The 20454-nt window shown below is 62.2% G+C and carries 22 protein-coding genes; 9 read left to right on the forward strand and 13 right to left on the reverse strand.

Translation table 11 applies throughout. From position 1 onward, the window contains the following. Positions 1-5 precede the first annotated feature (5 nt). The 3 genes from PO883_RS17150 to PO883_RS17160 all read right to left on the reverse strand — a co-directional run bounded on the left by PO883_RS17150 (position 6) and on the right by PO883_RS17160 (position 1505). Positions 6-296 carry a hypothetical protein gene (locus PO883_RS17150; RefSeq protein WP_289310852.1) on the reverse strand — a complete coding sequence of 97 codons (291 nt, stop codon included), beginning with the start codon at positions 294-296 and terminating at the stop codon, positions 6-8. A 5-nt stretch (positions 297-301) separates the two neighbouring features. After that, complete coding sequence (locus tag PO883_RS17155) at positions 302-706, reverse strand: MerR family transcriptional regulator (RefSeq protein ID WP_289310853.1); 405 nt, start codon at positions 704-706, stop codon at positions 302-304. Between the two features lie 115 nt (positions 707-821). Beyond that, entirely contained in the window at positions 822-1505 is a 684-nt protein-coding gene (locus PO883_RS17160; RefSeq protein WP_289310854.1) for a hypothetical protein, read from the reverse strand. A gap of 88 nt (positions 1506-1593) precedes the next feature. Here PO883_RS17160 and PO883_RS17165 point away from each other — a divergent pair, with 88 nt between their 5' ends. Continuing rightward, positions 1594-2049 (forward strand): GNAT family N-acetyltransferase, encoded by a 456-nt coding sequence (locus tag PO883_RS17165; protein WP_289310855.1) that lies wholly within the window; start codon positions 1594-1596, stop codon positions 2047-2049. Here the strand turns inward: PO883_RS17165 and PO883_RS17170 are convergent. From PO883_RS17170 to PO883_RS17215, 10 genes are all read right to left on the reverse strand, one after another. Continuing rightward, positions 2028-2567, reverse strand: coding sequence for a GNAT family N-acetyltransferase (locus PO883_RS17170; protein ID WP_289310856.1), 540 nt, complete (start codon positions 2565-2567; stop codon positions 2028-2030). The genes PO883_RS17165 and PO883_RS17170 overlap by 22 nt on opposite strands. Before the next feature lie 2 nt (positions 2568-2569). After that, a complete protein-coding gene (locus PO883_RS17175; protein WP_289310857.1) occupies positions 2570-3142 on the reverse strand; it encodes an XRE family transcriptional regulator in 573 nt (190 codons plus the stop codon). Between the two features lie 107 nt (positions 3143-3249). Next, positions 3250-5337, reverse strand: a complete 2088-nt coding sequence (locus PO883_RS17180) for a 3-hydroxyacyl-CoA dehydrogenase NAD-binding domain-containing protein (RefSeq protein ID WP_289310858.1) — start codon at positions 5335-5337, stop codon at positions 3250-3252. An 81-nt stretch (positions 5338-5418) separates the two neighbouring features. Next, positions 5419-6123, reverse strand: a complete 705-nt coding sequence (locus tag PO883_RS17185) for an ABC transporter ATP-binding protein (RefSeq protein WP_289310859.1) — start codon at positions 6121-6123, stop codon at positions 5419-5421. Next, a complete protein-coding gene (locus tag PO883_RS17190) occupies positions 6120-6884 on the reverse strand; it encodes an ABC transporter ATP-binding protein (protein WP_167087122.1) in 765 nt (254 codons plus the stop codon). Before PO883_RS17190 ends, PO883_RS17185 begins: the two co-directional genes overlap by 4 nt. Further along, on the reverse strand, positions 6881-8158 hold the full coding sequence (locus PO883_RS17195; RefSeq protein ID WP_289310860.1) for a branched-chain amino acid ABC transporter permease: 1278 nt from the start codon (positions 8156-8158) through the stop codon (positions 6881-6883). Before PO883_RS17195 ends, PO883_RS17190 begins: the two co-directional genes overlap by 4 nt. Next, positions 8155-9099: a branched-chain amino acid ABC transporter permease gene (locus PO883_RS17200; RefSeq protein ID WP_167087124.1), complete on the reverse strand. Its 945-nt coding sequence runs from the start codon at positions 9097-9099 to the stop codon at positions 8155-8157. Before PO883_RS17200 ends, PO883_RS17195 begins: the two co-directional genes overlap by 4 nt. A 231-nt stretch (positions 9100-9330) precedes the next feature. After that, complete coding sequence (locus tag PO883_RS17205) at positions 9331-10569, reverse strand: branched-chain amino acid ABC transporter substrate-binding protein (protein WP_289310861.1); 1239 nt, start codon at positions 10567-10569, stop codon at positions 9331-9333. Positions 10570-10734: 165 nt separating this feature from the next. Continuing rightward, positions 10735-12387 (reverse strand): 3-(methylthio)propionyl-CoA ligase, encoded by a 1653-nt coding sequence (locus tag PO883_RS17210; protein ID WP_289310862.1) that lies wholly within the window; start codon positions 12385-12387, stop codon positions 10735-10737. A 289-nt stretch (positions 12388-12676) separates the two neighbouring features. Further along, positions 12677-13633 (reverse strand): MYG1 family protein, encoded by a 957-nt coding sequence (locus tag PO883_RS17215; protein ID WP_289310863.1) that lies wholly within the window; start codon positions 13631-13633, stop codon positions 12677-12679. Positions 13634-14028: 395 nt separating this feature from the next. On the opposite strand from PO883_RS17215, the gene PO883_RS17220 reads away from it, so the two are divergent. From PO883_RS17220 to PO883_RS17255, 8 genes are all read left to right on the forward strand, one after another. After that, positions 14029-15552: a YdiU family protein gene (locus tag PO883_RS17220; RefSeq protein ID WP_289310864.1), complete on the forward strand. Its 1524-nt coding sequence runs from the start codon at positions 14029-14031 to the stop codon at positions 15550-15552. A gap of 11 nt (positions 15553-15563) precedes the next feature. Beyond that, positions 15564-15959: a peptide-methionine (R)-S-oxide reductase MsrB gene (gene msrB, locus PO883_RS17225; protein ID WP_289310865.1), complete on the forward strand. Its 396-nt coding sequence runs from the start codon at positions 15564-15566 to the stop codon at positions 15957-15959. A 15-nt stretch (positions 15960-15974) separates the two neighbouring features. Then, positions 15975-16610 (forward strand): septation protein A, encoded by a 636-nt coding sequence (locus tag PO883_RS17230; RefSeq protein WP_167087129.1) that lies wholly within the window; start codon positions 15975-15977, stop codon positions 16608-16610. Next, on the forward strand, positions 16607-16882 hold the full coding sequence (locus tag PO883_RS17235) for a BolA family transcriptional regulator (protein ID WP_289310866.1): 276 nt from the start codon (positions 16607-16609) through the stop codon (positions 16880-16882). Before PO883_RS17230 ends, PO883_RS17235 begins: the two co-directional genes overlap by 4 nt. 105 nt (positions 16883-16987) lie before the next feature. Beyond that, the gene (locus PO883_RS17240) at positions 16988-17767 is read left to right on the forward strand and encodes a peptidyl-prolyl cis-trans isomerase (RefSeq protein ID WP_289310867.1); all 780 of its coding nucleotides are present in this window, start codon (positions 16988-16990) and stop codon (positions 17765-17767) included. 101 nt (positions 17768-17868) lie between these two features. Further along, positions 17869-18672 carry a peptidylprolyl isomerase gene (locus tag PO883_RS17245; RefSeq protein ID WP_289310868.1) on the forward strand — a complete coding sequence of 268 codons (804 nt, stop codon included), beginning with the start codon at positions 17869-17871 and terminating at the stop codon, positions 18670-18672. A 183-nt stretch (positions 18673-18855) separates the two neighbouring features. Beyond that, positions 18856-19464: a TetR/AcrR family transcriptional regulator gene (locus PO883_RS17250; RefSeq protein WP_289310869.1), complete on the forward strand. Its 609-nt coding sequence runs from the start codon at positions 18856-18858 to the stop codon at positions 19462-19464. A 113-nt stretch (positions 19465-19577) separates the two neighbouring features. Next, on the forward strand, positions 19578-20390 hold the full coding sequence (locus PO883_RS17255; RefSeq protein WP_289310870.1) for an oxidoreductase: 813 nt from the start codon (positions 19578-19580) through the stop codon (positions 20388-20390). Positions 20391-20454 lie beyond the last annotated feature (64 nt).

A 20454-nucleotide genomic window follows, 5' to 3' on the forward strand; every position in this document is an offset into this window, starting at 1 on the left:
GCATGTCAGCGGCCATCAAATTGATCGGCACTCGCTTTCAAACCGCAGCCGGGGATGAATTGGTCGGACACAGTCAGGATCGCATACAGATTTTGCTTGAGCGCGTCGGCTGAAAGCGCGCCGTCTGCGAGCGCCGTTTGCAGCAGGTGGAGGGCCATATCCGCCAGCAAGATCCTCTGCTTGTCGGCCCAGGCCGCGTCACCGCGCGTCGACGGGTGCGTCCGGTAGGCCGCTTCGGTCAGATCATGCGCCTTGCGGCCCAGGCTCACGATGTCCTGTTTGATCGCTTCATCCATCTTGCTTACCCCTGTTTTTTGGCTGGCGCCGGTGCCGGTCCGTCCGGCCCGCCCTGATTGCGCTGCTCGATGATGACGTGCAAACGCCGCTTTGCCCGGTCGCGCACCTCGGTGAGTTCAGCAATACGCTGATCGATCTCGTCGACCTTGCTTTCGTAAAGACGAATCACGTCGCCGCAGACAAGCGCCCTCGGACGCGCATCGAGCATCGACGTGACCGGGCGAATTTCATCGACAGTGAAGCCGTTGCGAAGCAGCACCCGAATGCGCATGACGTGTTCCACCGCCGCCTCATCGAACAGGCGATAGCCATTCCCGCTCCGTTTGGACAATAACAGCCCACATTGCTCGTAGTGGCGGATCACGCGCACGCTGCACAGGGTTTTCTTCGCCAGCTCACCAATTAACATCACGATTGCTCCACTGAATATGCGAGACCGGCCATGCCGGGCGCCACGTGACCGTGGTTCCGCCTGCAACGAACAGGCCGGTCCGAGTTGCCGAAGTGTAGCCCATCCGGACCGGCTATTTGAACCCATCCACGGCATCGCCCGCCGTCATCGGGTGGTCGGCGGTTTCGCTATCCCACGTTGCCGACAGCACGCACCAGCGCTGTCCATCGTGCAACAGCTGGAAACTGTTGATACCGCGACGCTGCACCGGGCCGCCTGGATGCTCGCGCGTTTCATAACCGCTCCAGACGTGGGCGATGTGGCCGAATCGTTCGACGCGCTGGAAAATCTCGCGTTCATGAAAGCCACGGTCGGCAAACAGGCGCTGGTTGAGCTCGACGAATGTTGACAATGCTTGCGGCGCCGCCGCGAATGCAACCGCAGCGCGATGCTGGGTCGGGGTAATCATGGCGCCGGGTGCGTGAAGACGCTCCAGGCGCGCCCAGTCGTGCGTGCCATGGGCCGGTGCGGACACGATAGCGTAGAGCGCCCTGACCAGGGTTTCCGGATTGGCCGCGGCAGGGTCGGCCTGCTGCGTGCCGCAGGCGGGCTGCTCGGCCCGTGTTTGCTCCGCTGCCCGTGACGCCGCCGGCACGACGCTCAGCAAAGACAGCAGCAACAGCGAGGCCGGCCATCGTGCAGCGATGCGGCCGGTGTGGATTTTGACTCTGTTCATCAGATCGACCTTGTGTTGGTTCAGGCAGGACTTGCCCGACTCATGGCACAGCCTAAAGCCTGACGCTGGTGTCAAGGTCAAGCCCCACGGCACGGGCTTGTCTGTTTGATGATACATTTGTCATTTACGCAGGGCAGCCTGCATCACACTTACCTGGATTGAGAAGCGCATGAGCACGATGGATATTCGTCAGGCAGGACTTGCCGATCTTGACGCGTTGTCGGTTTTATTTGATGGCTACCGCCAGTTCTACGGACGCGAAAGCGATGTGCCGGCTGCGAAAAAATTTCTGTCAGACCGGATTCAACACGCCGAGTCGGTCGTGTTCATCGCGCATGAAGGGGCCGATCCGATCGGTTTTGTGCAGTTGTATCCGAGCTTTTCGAGTGTTTCCCTCGGACGAATCTATATCCTGAACGATTTGTTTGTCAATGAAGCGGGCCGGCGCAAGGGCGTCGGCGCCGGGCTGCTTGCCGCTTCCATTGAGTTTGCAAAGTCGGCCGGGGCGATCCGTCTCGCGCTGTCAACCGCGAACACGAATACCAGCGCGCAAGCGCTGTATGAGACGGAAGGCTGGGAACGCGACGACGACTTCTTTTACATTTACCCTACCCGCAATTCCTGAACCCCGATCCGCTTCCAGTACAACAGCGTTCCCGTCAGGCCCCCGTGAGGCTTGAGCGCGTAGTCGGGAATCTCGCCGGCCAGGGTGAAGCCGTGTTTCCCGTATAACCCGGCTGCGCCGCCATCGCTGGCGGTATCGAGCACCAGCAGGGTCTTGCCGCGTGCCACGGCGGCGGCCTCGGCAGCCTGCAGCAGGGCCGCCGCGATCCCGCGTCCCCGGCAGCGCGGCAAGGTCATCATCTTGGCGATTTCCGCCCGGTGCGGCTGGTTGGGCGGGCAGTCCAGCAGCAGGCTGACCGTGGCCACCAGCTGATCGTCCTCGAAGGCGCCGAACACGATGCGCTGGCCATCCACCGCCGCTTGCAGCGCGCGTTCCCAGAAGGTCCGCGCCGCCGAGCCGGCCAGCGGATGCATGAAACCGACCGAGCCGCCCTGGGCGACCACCTCGGCCAGTAGCCGCGCGAGCGTGTCGATCAGGGCCGGGGTGGCGACTAGCGGACGAATGTGGATGTCGGGCATGCTCAGCTCCTTGAAAGTACAACCAGGTAACGGCAGCTGTCCGTTCCCTCATTGGCAATCGTCACCTCGGACGGCGGACCGAAACCAAGGCAGTCGCCGGCCTCCAGGCGGTGTTGCTCGCCGCCCTCCAGCACTGTCAACGGCCCCGCCGTCACCCACAGCGCCTGGCGGATATGCGCGTACGACGAGGCCGGCAGCACCACCCGTTGGCCGGGCGGCATGTCGACCTGCACGATCTCCACGGGATGATCAGGGCGCGCATACACTTGCCGGCGCAGGTAGCCGCTGTCCGGATCGCGCCACACGGGCTGCTGCGCCGCGCGCATCACGCGGCTGGCGTCGTCATGGCCTTCCGCGCGCAGCAGCAGGCCGGCAAGCGTCAGGTCGAAGGCGCCCGCCAGCCGCACCAGGATGACCGCCGTGGGACTGGTTTCTTCGCGCTCGATCTTGCTGATGGTGGCCTTGGCCACCCCGGAACGGGTCGCCAGGTCCGCCAGCGACCAGCCGCGCGCGTCGCGTTCAAGGCGCAGCCGGCGGGCGATGGCAGCGCCTGTATCGTCTATTATTGTATCCATTCATCCAATATAATGGACAGCGCAGGGCAAGGCAAGCTTTTACAGGCAATAAAAAAGGCAGCGTCCGGATTGCCGGGGCTGCCTTTTGCAGGTGCGATACCGCTGTCTTAGCTATTGAAGCCCTTGCCTTCGGCGGCCAGGCGCACCATCAGCGGGGCCGGCGCCCACGCGTCGCCATGGCGGCCCTTGGCGTATTTCTCCATTGCCATCAGCACATTGGCCAGGCCGACCGTATCGGCATAGAACATCGGACCGCCGCGGAACACGGGGAAGCCGTAGCCGGTCAGGTACACCATGTCGATATCGGAAGCGCGCATCGCAATGCCCTCTTCCAGGATGCGCGCGCCTTCGTTGACCAGCGAATACACCAGGCGTTCGACGATTTCCTCGTCGCTGATCTTGCGGCGCTCGACGCCGATATCGGCCGAGTGCTTGACGATCATGTCGTTGACATCCTTCGAGGCATAGGCCTTGCGGTCGCCGGCCTTGTAGTCGTACCAGCCGGCGCTGGTTTTCTGGCCGTAGCGGCCCATTTCGCACAGCAGGTCGGCGGTTTTCGAGTAGGTAATCTCCGGCGATTCCACATAGCGGCGCTTGCGGATGTACCAGCCGATATCGTTGCCGGCCAGGTCGCCCATGCGGAACGGACCCATCGCAAAGCCGAATTTCTCGACGGCTTTATCGACCTGTTCCGGCAAGCAGCCTTCTTCCAGCAGGAAACCGGCCTGGCGGCTGTACTGCTCGATCATGCGGTTGCCGATGAAGCCGTCGCAGACGCCCGATACCACGCCAGTCTTGCGCAGCTTTTTCGACAGCGCCAGGGTGGTGGCCAGCACGTCCTTGCCGGTCTTGGCGCCGCGCACGATTTCCAGCAGCTTCATCACGTTGGCCGGGCTGAAGAAGTGGGTACCGACCACATCCTGCGGGCGGCTGGTGAAGCCGGCGATCTTGTTCACGTCCAGGGTCGAGGTGTTCGAGGCCAGGATCGCGCCCGGCTTCATCACCGCGTCGAGCTGCTTGAAGACCGATTCCTTCACGCCCATGTCTTCGAACACGGCTTCGACCACGATGTCGGCCTGGGCGATGTCGGCGTAATTGAGCGTGCCGCTGATGAGGCCAACGCGCTGTTCGAACTTCTCGGGCGTGAGCTTGCCCTTTTTCATGGTGTTTTCGTAGTTCTTGCGGATCGTGGCGATGCCCTTGTCGAGCGCTTCCTGCCTGGTTTCGAGCAGGATGACGGGAATGCCGGCGTTGACGAAGTTCATGGCGATGCCACCGCCCATGGTGCCGGCGCCGATGATGGCGGCCTGCTTGATCTCGCGCGTTGGCGTGTCGGCTGGCACGTCCGGAATCTTGCTGGCGAGGCGTTCGGCGAAGAAAGCGTGGCGCAGCGATGTCGATTCCGGGGTCTGGATCAGGTGCAGGAAGCGCTCGCGCTCGAACTTGATGCCGTCTTCAAACCTTTTGGTGACCGACGCGGCCACGGTGTCGACGCATTCCAGCGGCGCAGGGAAAGCGCCGGACATGGCCTTGACGGTGTTGCGCGAAAATTGCAGGAAGGCTTCGTGGTTCGGGTAGTTCACCTTGCGGTCGCGCACACGCGGCAGCGGACGCACGTCGGCGACCTTGTTGGCGAAGGCCACGGCCGCGTCGATCAGCTTGGCGTCGGAAGCGAAGACTTCGTCGAACAGCGCGGTGCCGGCGAATTTTTCCGATGGCACCGGGGTGCCGGAGACGATCATGTTCAAGGCCATTTCCAGGCCGACCACGCGCGGCAGGCGCTGGGTGCCGCCGGCGCCTGGCAGCAGGCCAAGCTTGACTTCCGGCAGCGCGATTTGCGCGCCGGGCATGGCGACGCGGTAGTTGCAGCCCAGCGCCAGTTCGAGGCCGCCGCCCATGCAGACCGTGTGAATGGCGGCGACCACGGGCTTGGTCGAGCTTTCGGCGACCTGAATCAGCGAGTGCAAGGACGGTTCGGTGAGGGCCTTGGGCGAATTGAATTCCTTGATGTCGGCGCCACCGGAAAACGCCTTGCCGGCGCCGGTGATGACGATCGCCTTGACCGCGTCGTCGGCCAGCGCGCGGCGAATGCCGGCGACCGCGGCGGTACGCGTCTCAAGACCCAGTCCGTTGACTGGTGGATTGTTCAGTGTGATGACGGCAACGCTGCCATTGACCAGGTATTCGGCGCTCATGTCTCTTCCTTTGTTAGTGGGTTCAGCAGTCTTCGACTATACATCATAATAGAACGGTCGTATTATTTTTTGTGAGCTCACCTATACCTCCAACCACTCCTTGCGTACCCCCGCATCCGCCCGCAACTCCTGCGGCGTCCCCTCGAACACAATCGCCCCGTGCCCCATCACATACACCCGCTGCGAAATCTCCAGCGCAATGGCCAGTTTCTGCTCCACCAGCAGCACCGAAATCCCCTTCTCCTTGAGCGCCAATAAATACTGGGCCACCAGCGCCACGATCTTCGGCGCCAAACCCTCGGTCGGCTCGTCGATCATGATCAAATCCGGATCGCCCATCAGGCTGCGGCACAAGGTCAGCATCTGCTGCTCCCCGCCCGACAAAAAACCGGCCGCCACCGTGCGCCGTTCCAGCAGGCGCGGAAACATGTTGTACATATCCTCGAGCGACCAGCGTCCAGCCACGCCCGTCTTTTTCTGCCCCAGGATCAGGTTCTGTTCCACCGTCAGGGTCGGAAAAATATCCCGGTTTTCCGGCACGTACGCCAGCCCCTTGTGCGCGATCTGGAATGCCTTCAATCCCAGCACCTCCGCGCCGTTGAACAGCACCGACCCGGTGGCATTGACCTGCCCCATCACCGTCTTGACCAGGGTCGAGCGCCCCACCCCATTGCGGCCCAGCAGGCTGACAATCTCGCCTTTGCCGATCTGCAGGTCGACGCCGTGCAAAATATGTCCCTTGCCGTAAAACGCATGCAGGTTCCTGATCTCCAGAATGGCGCTCATGCGGCTTCCTCGCTGCCGCCGTGGCCCAGATAGGCCGCCTGCACCGCCGCATTCGAGCGGATATTGGCCGGCGTATCGCAGGCGATCACCTCGCCATACACCAGCACCGCGATCTTGTCGGCCAGCCCGAACACCACGCTCATGTCGTGCTCCACCATCACCAGCGACTTGCCCACCGTCACCTTGCGGATCAATTCCACCGCCGCATCCGACTCCGAACGGCTCATGCCGGCGGTCGGCTCGTCGAGCAAGATCACGTCGGCGCCGCCGGCAATGGTGATGCCGATTTCCAGCGCGCGCTGTTCGGCATAGGTCAGCACGCCGGCCAATACCTTGCGCTGGCGCTGCATGCCGATCTGCTCCAACACCTCTTCCGCGCGTTCATGGGCGTCGCGCAGGCCGTTCAAGCGCTGCCAGAACGAGTATTGATACCCGAGCGACCACAATACCGCGCAGCGCAGGTTTTCATACACCGACAGTTTGTCGAACAGATTACTGATCTGGAAGCTGCGCGATAAGCCGAGCCGGTTGATCTCGAACGGGCGCAAGCCGCTGATGCTGTTCCCATTAAGGCAAATAGCGCCCGAGGTGATATCGAACCGGCCCGATACCAGGTTGAACAAGGTCGATTTCCCGGCACCATTCGGGCCGATCACCGCGCAGCGCTCGCCTTTTTGCACGGTCAGGCTGGCGCCACGGATAATTTCGGAGCGGCCGAAACTCTTGCGCACGTCTTTCAGTTCAAGTGCGGCCGTCGTCATGCGATACCTCCACGCTGTTGTGCCACGATTTCCGCATTCACGTCACTCCAGACGGCGACATATCCCGGCTGGAAGCGCCGGTAGCCCACAATGCCCGCCACCAGCAGCGCGCCGGCCACCAGCCACGGTGCGGCCGATCTGGTGTCGATCGCCTGCCCGAAACGGGTCATGACGCTGCCGTTGGCGGCGTCCAGGGTCAGGTGGTAGAGCATTTCGATGCCCATCACCATGCCAACGAGGGCGACCAGCACGCACGCGCCCACCGCCAGCAGCGGCTTCCAGATGCGCGCGAACTTGCCCGCGCCCGCTACCCGCAGCAGCATCGATATCAGGCTGGCCAGCCCGGCCGGGGCGTAGCGCACCAGCAAAATGAAGAACAGGCCCAGATACAGCTGCCATGCCGGCGTGAAGTCCGACAGCATCACGGAAAAGAAGATGCCGACAATGGTGCCGAGCAAGGGACCGAAGAAAAAGCCGATCCCGCCGATGAACACGAACAGCAAGATACTGCCCGAGCGGATGGCGCTGACATTCTCGGCGCTGACGATCTCGAAGTTGATCGCCGACAGCCCGCCCGAAATGCCGGCGAAGAAGGCCGACAGGATCAGGGTCAGGTAGCGCACCCATTGCGTGTCGTAGCCGATGAATTCGACCCGTTCGGGGTTGTCGCGCACGGCATTGGCCATGCGTCCGAGCGGCGTTTGCGTGAAGGCGAACATGGCCACCGTGCTGGCGAACAGCCAGACGGCGATCAGGTAGTACACCTGCACCTGCGGCCCGTAGGTGATGCCCATGACGGCCGCGCCGCGCACGCGGTTGGTGGTGATGCCGCCCTCGCCGCCGAAAAAGCCCGGGAACATCAGTGAGCTGGCAAACACCAGCTCGACCAGGCCGAGGGTGATCATGGCGAAGGTGGTGCCGGATTTCTTGGTGGTCACGTAGCCGAACAGCACGCCGAAACCCATCCCGGCGACGCCACCCACCAGGGGAATCAGCGAGGTCGGCACAAGCGCGCCGATGCCGCTACTGTTCATCGCGTGGATCGCAAAGAAAGCGCCCAGTCCGGAATAGACGGCGTGGCCGAAGGACAGCATGCCGCCTTGCCCCAGCAACATGTTGTAGGACAGGCCGAACATCATCACCGTGCCGATCTGGGACAGGATCGACAGCGCCGCGCCCTTGGTAAAGACCAGCGGGGCCAGCACCAGCACCAGCGCAAAGCCGCCCCAGACCAGGTAGCGGCCGAGATTCATGGGGGTGTAGGTGAGCCTCATTCGCGCGTCCCCATCAAGCCCTTGGGCCGGAAAATCAGGATCAGGACCAGCAGCAGGAATGGCAAGATGGCCGCGCTTTGCGAAATGGTCAGTTTCAGCACCTCGTAGCCGGGTGTGTCCATGGTGATGTTGGCGCCGATGCCATTCAGCAGCGTCATCAGCGAATAATCGAGCGCGACGGCAAAGGTTTGCAGCACCCCGATCAGGATCGAGGCAACAAAGGCGCCCGCCAGCGAGCCCATGCCGCCGACGACCACCACCACGAAGATGATGCTGCCGACCGTGGCCGCCATGCCCGGCTCGGTCACGAAGGCATTGCCGCCGATGACGCCCGCCAGCCCGGCCAGCGCGCAGCCGCCGCCGAACACCCACATGAAGATGCGCGGCACGTTGTGGCCGAGCGCTTCCACCGCATCCGGATGGCTCAGCGCCGCCTGGATCACCAGCCCCACCCGGGTGCGCGTGAGCACCAGGTAAATACCGGCCAGCATCGACAGCGCGACCAGCATCATGAAGCCGCGATAGATCGGGAAGCTGGTCGAGAACAGGGTGAACAGCGGTCCGTCGAGCTCCTTGGGAATCGGATACGGCACCGCCGCCCGGCCCCACACCAGCTGGACCAGCTCGACCACGAGGTAAGACAGGCCGAAGGTGAACAGCAGCTCGGGAATGTGGCCGTATTTATGCAGCGGGCGCAGGCCGTAGCGCTCGACCAGCGCGCCGATCAGGCCGACCGCGACCGGCGCGAGCACCAGCGCCGGCCAGAATCCCAGCACACTGCTGATGGTGTAGGCAATATAGGCACCGAGCATGTAGAAACTGGCGTGCGCAAAGTTGAGCACGCCCATCATGCTGAAGATGAGGGTCAGTCCGGACGAGAGCATGAACAGCAGCAGTCCGTAACTGATCCCGTTCAGCAGGGTGAACAGTGTGAATTCCATAGGTGTCTGCAGGTTGCGTGGGCGTGCTGAACCCACCGTGGTCGGAAACGCGAAGGCGGTGGACATGCGCGCCGCAGCGGACACGCCCACCCTACAGTCTTGCCGGGCCAGGGCCTCCCGGGCAAGGTTCACCCGGGTAAGGTTCACCCTGATCCGGGCCACCCGGGTAAGGGTCGCCCAAGAACGGGCCGGCCGGCTTGTGGCCGGGCGGCGCGCCCCGCAGCCGTGGCGTTACGCCCCGGGCCGCTTCATCTGGCAGGAAGTCGGCTGGTTCGCCAGGTAAGCATCGATCTTCTTGTCTATTTTCCAGCCGTAGCCGGTGTTTTCCTGGTCGTACTTGACATCCTTGCCGTTGGTCTTGGTCCAGGTGCCGATGAACAGCGGCTGCTGCAACTGGTGATCGGCCTTGTTCATGATGACTTCGCCGTTGATGCTGTTGAACTTGGCGCCTTCCATCGCAAACGCCACCTTGACCGGGTCGGTGGTCTTGGCCGTCTTGATGGCCTGGGCCAGCATGCCGATGCTGCTGTGGGTCTGGGCGGCGTAGTAATCTTCGTTGTATTTTTTCTTGAATGCTTCGACGATGTCCTTGCCAAGGAATTTGTCGTTGTTGGCCATCCAGTTGCCGACGATCTTGACGCGCTCGGCGCCGGCCGCGCCCATGGCGGTCGGCACCCCCGTGGTAATGCCGTAGTACGTGTAGAAATTGGCCTTGAGGTCGGCATCCTTGGCGGCGCGGATCAGGAGGGCCAGGTCGGCGCCCCAGTTGCCGGTGATGACGGTATCGGCGCCGGAAGCCTTGATCTTGGCGATGTAGGGCGAAAAATCCTTGACCTGGGCGATCGGGTGCAGGTCGTCGCCGGCGATCTTGACGTCCGGGCGCTTGCGTTTCAGGTACTCCTTGGCGGCGCGGCTGACGGCCTGGCCGAACGCATAGTTCTGGCCGATGATGTAGACGCTCTTGATCTCCTTGTTGGGCGCCATGTAGGACGTCAGCGCTTCCATTTTCATGTCGGAATTGGCGTCGAAGCGGAAGTGCCAGAAGCTGCACTTGCTGTTGGTCATGTCGGGATCGATGGCCGCATAGTTCAGGAACACGACTTCCTTGCCGGGATTGCGCTCGTTGTGCTTGTTGATCGCGTCCAGCAGGGCCAGGCCCACGCCGGAGCCGCTGCCCTGGGTGATGTAGCGGTAGCCCTGGTCGATCACGGCTTTGAGCTGGGTGAGCGACTCTTGCGGGCTGGCCTTGTTGTCGAAGCCGACCACTTCGAGCTTGTGCTCGCCCGCCCACTTTTGCTGGGAGGCCAGGTCGGCGATCAACTGGAAGCTTTTCAGCTGGTTTTGCCCCACCGGCGCGAAAGGCCCGGACAGAGGGTCGATGAAGGCAATCTTCACGGTATCGGCCTGGGCCGAAGCCGACAGCAATGCAAACGATACAGCCAGTGTCAACGGGCGAATAGTCTTGATCATGCGTCTCCATCCTTCTCTATTGTCTATGCGGGTCTGATGCCCTTGCAGCGAGTGCTGCCCATCTGGTGCGGAAAACCTCTTGTTGAATTCTTGTTAAATGTTAGCCAGATATGAGAGCCACAGCCTGTGAGACCGTCGGCTAGCGATGCGGCCACTTGCAGCGCATCACACCACCGGCAACTGATGCGCCTTGAACTGGTCGCGCAGCTTGTTCTTTTGAATCTTGCCGGTCGCGCCCATCGGCAGCGCATCGACGAACACCACATCATCCGGCATCCAGAACTTGGCGATCTTGCCTTCAAAAAACGCCAGCATCTCCTCGCGCGTCACTTCCATGCCTGGACGTTTGACCACCAATAACAGCGGACGTTCATCCCATTTCGGATGCGCGATGCCGATGCACGCCGCCTGCAACACCGCAGGATGCGACATGGCAATGTTCTCCAGGTCGATGGTACCGATCCACTCCCCGCCGGACTTGATCACATCCTTGCTGCGGTCGGTAATCTGCATGTAGCCGTCGGCATCGATGGTGGCCACGTCGCCGGTCGGGAACCAGCCATCCTGCAGCACGTCGCCACCCTCGTTCTTGAAGTAGCTGCTGATGATCCACGGGCCTTTGACCAGCAAATGGCCGTAAGTACTGCCATCCCACGGCAATTCGGCGCCTGCATCGTCGACGATTTTCATGTCAACGCCGTAAATCGCATGGCCCTGCTTTTGCAAGATCTTGCGCTGCGCATCTTTCGGCAATGCCAGGTGCTTGGTCTGCAAGCCGCCCGCGGTGCCCAGCGGCGACATTTCAGTCATGCCCCAGGCATGGATGACCTCGACATTGAACTTGTCGATCAGCGTGTCCATCATGGCGGGTGGGCAAGCCGAGCCGCCGATCACCGTGCGCCGGAAGGTGCTGAACTGCAGCTGGTTCTGGAGCGCATGGTTGATCAGGCCCAGCCAGACAGTCGGCACGCCGGCCGAGAACGTGACTTTTTCCGCCTCGAACAGCTCGTACAGCGACTTGCCGTCCAGCGCCGCACCGGGATACACCATCTTGGCGCCCGACAGCAGCACCGAATACGGCAAGCCCCAGGCGTTGACGTGGAACATCGGCACGACCGGCAGCACCGTGTCGGCCGAGGAGACGTTGAGCGCATTCGGCATCGCCGAACCATACGCGTGCAGCACGGTCGAACGATGCGAGTACAGGGCGCCCTTGGGGTTGCCCGTGGTGCCAGACGTATAGCACAGCGACGCCGCCGAGTTCTCGTCGAACAGCGGCCACTGGTAATCGTCCGAGCTGCTGGAGATCAAGTCCTCATAGCACAGCAGCTGCGGGATCCTGGTGTCGGCCGGCATGCGCTCGCGCCCGGCCATCAGGATGAAGGCCTTGACGGTCGTGCAGTGGGCAGCCACGGCTTCGATCAGCGGCAGGAAGGTCAGGTCGAAGAAGACATACTGGTCTTCGGCGTGGTTGGTGATGTAGGCGATCTGTTCCGGGTGCAGACGCGGGTTGATCGTATGCAGCACGGCGCCCGATCCGGAGACCGCATAATACAGTTCCATGTGGCGATAGCCGTTCCAGGCCAGGGTGGCGACCCGGTCGCCGAGCTTGACGCCCAGGCCGGTCAGCGCATTGGCCATCTGGCGCGCGCGCTGGTGGCAGTCGCGGTAGGTGTAGCGGTGAAGATCGCCCTCGACGCGGCGTGAAACGATTTCGGTGCTGCCGTAGTGCCTTGCCGCGAATTCGATCATGCTGGAGATAAGCAAAGGCTGGTCCATCATTTGCCCCAGCAGTGGGCTCATCGGGTAAGGCGTCATCAATACTCCTGTCATTACATTGCGGTTGCGCCATGGCAGCCGTTGACTTAGTTTCGTACGACCGTGCTAAAACAGTCAATCTTTTTCGATGGTGCAGCGCATCCAGACCGGTTGGTCCAGATGGCGTGGGCGTTAGCGTGACGTTTTCAGAGCCCCCATCCACCCGTCGTTCCGCCACCCACCCGTAAGCGGTTCCAGAGCGGCGTTGTATCTTTCGATTGGTCAAGCCGGCACAATCCCCTCCCGGTGTTTCAACGTCGCGATAGCGCTCCACCTCCGGGCGCAATAACTAGACGGCGCGCTGCTGCTTGAGCGCTTCAAGCGCCAGGGACGCCATGCGGCGTATACCCTCATACGACTTGGCCGACGCAATGAACCGGCCATTGTGGCAGAAGCCGGCATCCTCAACCCCGGTCAGCGCGGCCAGCTGCGCGTCACCCAAGCCGGCCCATGCCTCCGGCAAATCCGCGCGCGCCTTGAAGCTGTCGGGGCTAACCGGAATTGCGTGGATCATGTAGCGCTGCTCGGCAATATTGTGACTGATGACAAACAGCAGTTCCGGCATTTCCTTGCGCACCACTTGCCCCCATGGCACTGCGCCATTTTGCAGGAACAGTACCCTGCCCTCCTCCAGCACTTGCGCCTGCCTCACCTGCTCCAGCGCGAGCAACACGCCGACGCGGTATTTCACGGCATTGGTCATGACGTCGGTGAGCAGGTCCATGGCGCGGGTAAATTGACTGAGCCTGTAGGCATCATCGGCGCCGCCGTAGCCCAGCCTTTGTTCGTCGAGCCAGTTCGGATTAAACCCGGACACCACCGCCGACAGGCCATAGCCACCCGGCGCATTCTTGGCCGCACCCACGTCGGACAGGTCCAGGTACTGCACGACATCGGCGTCGATTGCATATGCCATCTCGGCCGCCTGCTCATCCGACAAGCGATGGCCCGTATGCGCCGCCGCCAGCGTGCTCACGCAGCGTGCCCCGTATTCCTTCCACACCAGTCCCGCGCTTGCGTAGGGCACGCCCGTCTGGCGCGCGCCGCTGAAACCCTTCTGGTGATGGTCGAAGCGTCCCGTGGCGGGGTCCCACATAGCGCCGACATCGACGGCAAAGTCAGCCGCCTCGACCCGTGCCGCATCGCGCGTGCGTACCACCTCCGCCTGCGGAAACAGGATCTTCAGCACTGCAACGGCCCATGCGTCGTCGGCGTGAAACTTGCCGCTGTGAGTTACTATGACCATAAAAAATCCAATCTCTTGTTCGCGGTGCGTTATTGCTCCCTGGCGGAATGATACCGGGTTCCACTCATCGCATCGCCAACCGCCCTCCAAGTCAAACACAAGCGTTCCGACGCCGCTGACCTGATCATTAACTTTGGCGCCGACCGCGATTCGTTTTCCGGCCCGGCCAGCCTGCCACCCACGCGAACGGCGATGTACTGGTCGCCTTCGAGTACAGCAACGGCGGCGCCCTCACCATACAGAAGGCCCCCCTCGTCACACGCCGGTCGCCCTTGTCGGCCATCACCGTGCTGTCGCCGCTGGCACCCGCCCGCCGTTTCTGCCATTGGCAGAACCGACCGGGTGGGTACGGGGACGACGGCGACGGCACTACGCGCGCGGGCCCGGCCAAAAACATGGCCGGTACGGTAGAATTCCGCTATTATTTTTCACCCACTACTGCGACTGGATCAGCTATTAACGTCGATGACTTGCCACTAGACAATTCCTTTGCCAAATTGCCTCCCGCGTTCCACACCCGGCTCATGCCCACGCCGCTGCCAGCGCCCTATTTCGTGGCCGCCAGCGCGCGCGCGGCCGCCCTCGCCGGACTCGACCCGGCCGTGCTGGCGCAGGATGACTTCGTCGCTACATTCACCGGCAACCACGTGCCGCCGCGTGCCAAGCCGCTGGCCGCCGTGTATTCCGGACACCAGTTCGGTGTCTGGGCCGGCCAGCTCGGCGACGGCCGCGCCATCCTGCTCGGCCAGCTCGCAGGCCCCCAGGGCCCGATGGAGCTGCAACTCAAGGGCGCCGGCAAAACCCCCTACTCGCGCATGGGCGACGGACGCGCCGTGCTGCGCTCGTCGATCCGCGAATTCCTGTGCTCGGAAGCCATGGCCGCGCTCGGCATCCCGACCACGCGCGCCCTCGTCGTGACCGGCTCCGACCAGGGCATCCTGCGCGAAACGGTGGAAAGCGCCGCGGTCGTCACGCGCATGGCGCCCAGCTTCGTACGCTTCGGCTCGTTCGAGCACTGGTCCTCGCGCGACAAGCCGGACGAATTGCGCATCCTGGCCGATTATGTCATCGCCACCTTTTACCCTGAACTGAGCGGCGCACCGAATCCTTACCAGGCCCTGCTGCAAGAAGTCACGCGCCGCACCGCGCAGATGATTGCGCACTGGCAAGCGGTCGGCTTCATGCACGGCGTCATGAACAGCGACAATATGTCGATCCTGGGCCTGACCCTCGACTACGGCCCGTTCGGCTTCATGGAAGCCTTCGATCCGGAGCACATCTGCAACCACACCGACCAGCAGGGGCGCTATTCCTACACCAACCAGCCCGAGGTGGGCCACTGGAACTGCTACGCCCTGGCCCAGGCCCTGCTGCCGCTGATCGGCAGCGTCGAGCAAGCGCAGGAGGCGCTGGCGCTGTATCAGCCGGTGTTCGCCGCCAGGATCAACGAATTGCTGCGCGCCAAGCTGGGCCTGGCCACGGCGCAGGAGGACGACCCGCAGTTGTTCGACGCCATGTTTACGCTGATGAGCGGCAGCCACGCCGACTTCACCCAGTTTTTCCGCAAGCTGGGCACGCTGCAAGTCGACGCTCCGGCCCAGGACAGCGCGCTGCGCGACATGTTTCATGTGCGCGAGGACTTCGACACCTGGGCGGCCCGCTACCGCGTCCGCCTGCGGGCCGAAGCGAGCGTCGACGCGCAGCGCAAGCTTGCAATGGACCGTGTCAACCCAAAGTATGTATTGCGCAATTACCTGGCCCAGGTCGCCATCGAAAAAGCGCAACACAAGGATTTCTCCGAAGTGGCGCGGCTGCTGGCCGTGCTGGAGCATCCATTCGACGAACAACCCCACAACGAGCACTACGCAGCGTTGCCGCCCGACTGGGCGAGCCACCTCGAAGTCAGCTGTTCCTCCTGAAAGAAGCTGCCATGTCCGATAAAGTCACGAAAACCGACGCCGAATGGCGCACCATGCTCGACCCGATGGAATACGAGGTCACGCGCCACGCCGCCACCGAACGCGCCTTCACCGGCAAGTTCTGGGACCACCACGAGCACGGCATCTACACCTGCGTGTGCTGCAACACGCCGCTGTTCGCGTCCGACGCCAAATTCGATTCCGGCTGCGGCTGGCCGAGCTACTTCAAGGCGCTCGACCCGGCCAATGTGATCGAAAAAACCGATCGCGCCCATGGTATGCTGCGCACCGAGATCATTTGCGCGGTCTGCGACGCGCATCTCGGCCACGTGTTTCCGGACGGCCCGCCGCCAACCGGATTGCGCTATTGCATTAATTCCGCTTCGCTGCGTTTCGACCCAACTTGAACCACCAATAACAACATGAAACTTCTGTTCGACTTTTTCCCCATCCTGCTGTTCTTCGGCGTCTTCAAGCTCGCCGAGGTGTACCAGCAGGCATCGTTCGGCATCGCCACCACCTACCTGGGCGGACTCGTTGCCGGCGGGAGCCTCAAGCCGGACCAGGCCCCGATCATGATCGCCACGGTGGTCGCGATCGTCGCCACCACCTTGCAGCTGGTCTACCTCAAGCTGCGCGGCCGCAAGATCGACGCCATGCTGTGGGTATCGTTTCTCATCATCACCGTGTTCGGCAGCCTGACCATCTACTTCCACGACGACACCTTCATCAAGTGGAAACCGACCATCATTTACTGGGTGTTCGCGGTCGCCATGTGCGTGGCGCAGTTTGGCTTCGGCAAGAACCTGATGCGCCAGGCGATGGAAACCCAAATCAAGCTGCCCGAGCCGGTCTGGAAAAACGTGGGCCTGGCGTGGATGGTGTTTTTCTTCGTGCTCGGCATCGTCAACCTGCTGGCCGCGTTCGTCATTTTCAAGGACAATACCAGCGCCTGGGTCAGCTTCAAGGCCTTCGGCATCAACGGCATTCTGTTCGCCTTCGTGATCGTGCAAACCCTGATGCTGTCCAAGCATATCGAAGCGGAGGAACAGGCATGAGCCAGGCTACCCGTCCCGAGCGCATCCGCGCCCTCCTCGCCGCCGCGCTCGATCCGAGCGTGCTCGAACTGAGCGACGAATCGGCCCTGCATGCAGGCCACGCCGGGGCCGCTTCCGGAGGCAGCCACTTCCGCCTCAAGATCGTCTCGGCGCGTTTCGAGGGGCTCAGACTCGTCATGCGACATCGACTCGTGTATGATTCCGTGCACGATATGATGCACAATGAAATCCACGCGCTCGCCATCACCGCCCTGGCGCCGTCCGAGCTGTGAATAGCGCGGTTTCAGAGCGCCTTAAGAAATCTGTCCGACAATTGAACGTAAAGTAAAAAAACTAATCTAACCTTTGTCCGTAACTTTTTCAAACAGGATTGAATAATGACCTTTAAGCCAGCCCGCTTGCTGTTAGCACTGATTGCCGTTGCCGCCATGCCTGCCTTTGCGCAGAATGCCGCTGTTGTTAACGGCAAACCGATTCCCCTGGCCCGTGTCGATGCAGTCGTCAAGCAAGTTGTTGCCCAAGGCCAGCAGCCTGATTCCCCGGAACTGCGCGAAATGGTCAAGAAAGACTTGATCGCCCGCGAAGTCATGATGCAGGAAGCCCTGAAAAAGGGTTTCGAGAAAGATGCCACCGTCAAGCAGCAGCTCGACAGCGCGCGCCAGACCATCGTCATCAACGCGCTGGTGCGTGACTATGTCGCCAAGAACGCCGTCAGCGATGCCGACATCAAGGCCGAATACGAGCGCTACAAGGCGCAGGCCGGCGACAAGGAATACCATGTGCGCCATATCCTGGCCGAGAACGAAGCCGACGCCAAGGCCATTATCGCCAAGCTGAAGGGCGGCGCCAAGTTCGAAGAGCTGGCCAAGACTTCCAAGGATACCGGCACCGCCAACAGCGGCGGCGACCTTGAGTGGGCACTGCCTTCGTCGTTCCCGAAACCGTTCAGCGACGCTTTCGTCAGCCTGCAAAAAGGCCAGGTCGGCGAAAATCCGGTGCAAACACCGGCCGGCTTCCACGTCGTCAAGCTCGACGACACGCGCGCAGCCAAGCTGCCGACCTTCGACGAAGTGAAGCCACAGATTGCCGATTCGCTGCAGCAAAAGAAACTGCAAGCCTATCAGGAAGAAATGATCAAGAAAGCGGCGATCAAGTAAGATCGCATGGCCGGCGCACGCGTGCGCCGGCGCTTGCTGGGCCGATTGGCGGTATGATCCGCTCCAGCCGCATACTTTTGTAATTTATAGGATCTAAAATAATGATGTTGAAGCCTGCCCGCCTGTTGTTAGCCATCCTTGCGCTGGCCGCCGCGCCTGCGTTCGCGCAGAAAAATAGTGCTCCGAGTAGTGCTCCCATTGCGACCGTCAACGGCAAGGCCATTCCTGCCGCCAGAGTGGATCAGATCGTCAAGCAAGTCGTTGCTCAAGGCAAGCAAACCGATTCCCCGCAACTGCGCGAAGCGATCAAGAAAGACCTGATCGGCCGTGAAGTCATGATCCAGGAAGCTGACAAGCAAGGCTTCGGCATGCGCCCTGAAGTCAAGTCCGCGCTGGAAAACGCGCGCCAGAGCATCATCATCAATGCAATGCTGGCCGACTACGTCAAGAAGAACCCGGTCAAGGATGCCGAGATCAAGGCCGAGTACGACAAGTACAAATCGACGGTCGGCGACAAGGAATACCACGCCAAGCACATCCTGGTGCCTACCGAGGAAGAAGCCAAGGCCCTCATCGCCAAGCTGAAAACCGGCAGCAAATTCGAAGAGCTGGCCAAGGCTTCGTCGAAAGACGGCTCGGCAGCCAACGGCGGCGATCTGGACTGGGCGAGCCCGAACAACTATGTGCCTGAGTTCTCGAAGGCCATGGTCGCCCTGCAAAAAGGCGCGATCACCGATACCCCGGTCAAGTCGCAGTACGGCTACCACGTCATCAAGCTGGAAGATTCCCGTGCGACCAAAGTCCTGCCACTGGAAGAAATCAAGCAGCAAGTCGCCGAATCGCTGCAACAGCGCAAGCTGCAGCAATTCCGTGAAGACCTGATGAAAAAAGCGACGATCAAGTAAGCCTGGTCCGTCCTCCTGAAAAAGCGCATCGTCCGATGCGCTTTTTTTACGCCTGCGGGCAGCGCGGGATGAAGCGCGTGCAATGATTGCCGCCCCACGCGCGCCCTGCCGCCCCACGCGCGCCCTGCCGCGCTCCATTTCCCGATCTGCGCGATAGGCAAGCACCCCGCCAGAAATTGGTATATGATGATCGTCATGCAAACACCAACACCACCACGCCGCGCTTCCAGCCGCAAGGAAGCGACCCATGAACGCATCGTCGAAGTTGCCTCCCGGGCAATCCGACGCAGCGGTTATGCTGGCACCGGCGTGGCCGACATCATGAAAGAGGCCGGCCTGACCCATGGCGGCTTCTATGCCCACTTCGGCTCGCGCGATGCGCTGCTGGCCGAAGCGGCGGACCGTGCCGGCGCGGACGCGGTCGCCCTGTCGGCCCGCATCGCCGCCGCCGCGCCCCCCGGCCAGGGCATCCGGGCGCTGGTCGAGGCCTATCTGTCGCCACAACACCTGGCGGCCATCGAGCAAGGTTGCCCGGTCGCCGCCCTGTGCTCGGAAATGCCGCGCCAGGCACCGGAAGTGCGCCGCGCCGCCACCCGGCATATCAAGGAGATGATCGATGTCATCGCGCGCCAGTCGCCCGCCTGGGGCCAGCCTGGCGGGCACGAGCAAGCCCTGATGGCGCTTGCCACCATGATCGGCAGCCTGACCCTGGCGCGCGCGGTCGACGATCCCCTGCTGGCCGCGAGTTTCTTGCAGATCGGCAAACAAACACTGGCACCCGACGGCGAGTGAGCACCGCGTGTTCTCGCGCCTTTTTTTTGCACCTTTAATATGATGGTTATCATATTAAAGCTGAATGCCGTACCCCCACAACTGAGTAATGCCATGAAGATCGGAATAACAGTATGAACAGCAAAATTGCATTGGTAACGGGGGCTTCCTCCGGCATCGGCGAAGCCAGCGCCGCGCGCCTGGCGCAAGCCGGCTACACCGTCTACGGCACCACCCGCGGCGCCGCGCCACGGCGCAAGGAGTCGGTCGAGATGCTGACCCTGGACGTGACCAGCGACGACTCGGTCGAGGCCGCGATTGCCGAGGTACTGCGCCGCCATGGCCGCATCGACCTGCTGGTCAACAACGCCGGCTTCGGCGTAGCCCCGGCCGCCGCCGAGGAAAGCGCGATGGCGCAGGCGGGCGCCATCTTCGACACCAACTTCTTCGGCCTGGTGCGCATGACGCGCGCCGTGCTGCCCCACATGCGCAAGCAAGGCAACGGCCGCATCCTGAATATCGGCTCGGTGCTCGGTTTCCTGCCGATGCCCTACATGGCCCTGTATGCCGCCACCAAGCACGCGGTCGCCGGCTATTCGGAATCGCTCGACCATGAGCTGCGCACGCTGGGCATCCGCGTGTCGGTCATCGAGCCGGGCTATATCAAGACCTCGTTCGACACCAACTCGCTTGAGCCCGATCTGCCGCTTGCCATGTACGACACGCTGCGCGCCGCCGTGAATGCCCGGGTGAAAGAAGTGCTGCTCACGGCACAGGGGCCGGAGGTTGTTGCGGAGACCGTCTTGCAGGCGGCCACCGCGGCGCATCCGACACTGCGCTACGCTGCAGGCACCCTTGCCGGCCGCTTGCGCTTGCTGCGCAGATTCGCTCCCGCCAGCATGGTCGACGCCGGCATCCGCAAAGACCTGCGCCTCGCAGCCGCCTGATAACAAGACCAATAGGACGCGACACGCAAGCATTCATCCTGGAAGCTTATGCAAAGAAGGGCGC

Origin of the sequence: Massilia sp. DJPM01, from assembly GCF_030348125.1 — a bacterium.
GTDB lineage: Bacteria > Pseudomonadota > Gammaproteobacteria > Burkholderiales > Burkholderiaceae_D > Telluria_A > Telluria_A frigida.

What these genes read in the sequence shown, in the direction of transcription:
- PO883_RS17150 (WP_289310852.1), bottom strand. Translation starts at nt 296, where the DNA reads ATGGATGAAGCGATCAAACAGGACATCGTGAGCCTGGGCCGCAAGGCG.
- PO883_RS17155 (WP_289310853.1), bottom strand. Translation starts at nt 706, where the DNA reads ATGTTAATTGGTGAGCTGGCGAAGAAAACCCTGTGCAGCGTGCGCGTG.
- PO883_RS17165 (WP_289310855.1), top strand. Translation starts at nt 1,594, where the DNA reads ATGAGCACGATGGATATTCGTCAGGCAGGACTTGCCGATCTTGACGCG.
- PO883_RS17170 (WP_289310856.1), bottom strand. Translation starts at nt 2,567, where the DNA reads ATGCCCGACATCCACATTCGTCCGCTAGTCGCCACCCCGGCCCTGATC.
- PO883_RS17175 (WP_289310857.1), bottom strand. Translation starts at nt 3,142, where the DNA reads ATGGATACAATAATAGACGATACAGGCGCTGCCATCGCCCGCCGGCTG.
- PO883_RS17180 (WP_289310858.1), bottom strand. Translation starts at nt 5,337, where the DNA reads ATGAGCGCCGAATACCTGGTCAATGGCAGCGTTGCCGTCATCACACTG.
- PO883_RS17185 (WP_289310859.1), bottom strand. Translation starts at nt 6,123, where the DNA reads ATGAGCGCCATTCTGGAGATCAGGAACCTGCATGCGTTTTACGGCAAG.
- PO883_RS17190 (WP_167087122.1), bottom strand. Translation starts at nt 6,884, where the DNA reads ATGACGACGGCCGCACTTGAACTGAAAGACGTGCGCAAGAGTTTCGGC.
- PO883_RS17195 (WP_289310860.1), bottom strand. Translation starts at nt 8,158, where the DNA reads ATGAGGCTCACCTACACCCCCATGAATCTCGGCCGCTACCTGGTCTGG.
- PO883_RS17200 (WP_167087124.1), bottom strand. Translation starts at nt 9,099, where the DNA reads ATGGAATTCACACTGTTCACCCTGCTGAACGGGATCAGTTACGGACTG.
- PO883_RS17205 (WP_289310861.1), bottom strand. Translation starts at nt 10,569, where the DNA reads ATGATCAAGACTATTCGCCCGTTGACACTGGCTGTATCGTTTGCATTG.
- PO883_RS17210 (WP_289310862.1), bottom strand. Translation starts at nt 12,387, where the DNA reads ATGACGCCTTACCCGATGAGCCCACTGCTGGGGCAAATGATGGACCAG.
- PO883_RS17215 (WP_289310863.1), bottom strand. Translation starts at nt 13,633, where the DNA reads ATGGTCATAGTAACTCACAGCGGCAAGTTTCACGCCGACGACGCATGG.
- PO883_RS17220 (WP_289310864.1), top strand. Translation starts at nt 14,029, where the DNA reads ATGGCCGGTACGGTAGAATTCCGCTATTATTTTTCACCCACTACTGCG.
- msrB (WP_289310865.1), top strand. Translation starts at nt 15,564, where the DNA reads ATGTCCGATAAAGTCACGAAAACCGACGCCGAATGGCGCACCATGCTC.
- PO883_RS17230 (WP_167087129.1), top strand. Translation starts at nt 15,975, where the DNA reads ATGAAACTTCTGTTCGACTTTTTCCCCATCCTGCTGTTCTTCGGCGTC.
- PO883_RS17235 (WP_289310866.1), top strand. Translation starts at nt 16,607, where the DNA reads ATGAGCCAGGCTACCCGTCCCGAGCGCATCCGCGCCCTCCTCGCCGCC.
- PO883_RS17240 (WP_289310867.1), top strand. Translation starts at nt 16,988, where the DNA reads ATGACCTTTAAGCCAGCCCGCTTGCTGTTAGCACTGATTGCCGTTGCC.
- PO883_RS17245 (WP_289310868.1), top strand. Translation starts at nt 17,869, where the DNA reads ATGATGTTGAAGCCTGCCCGCCTGTTGTTAGCCATCCTTGCGCTGGCC.
- PO883_RS17250 (WP_289310869.1), top strand. Translation starts at nt 18,856, where the DNA reads ATGATGATCGTCATGCAAACACCAACACCACCACGCCGCGCTTCCAGC.
- PO883_RS17255 (WP_289310870.1), top strand. Translation starts at nt 19,578, where the DNA reads ATGAACAGCAAAATTGCATTGGTAACGGGGGCTTCCTCCGGCATCGGC.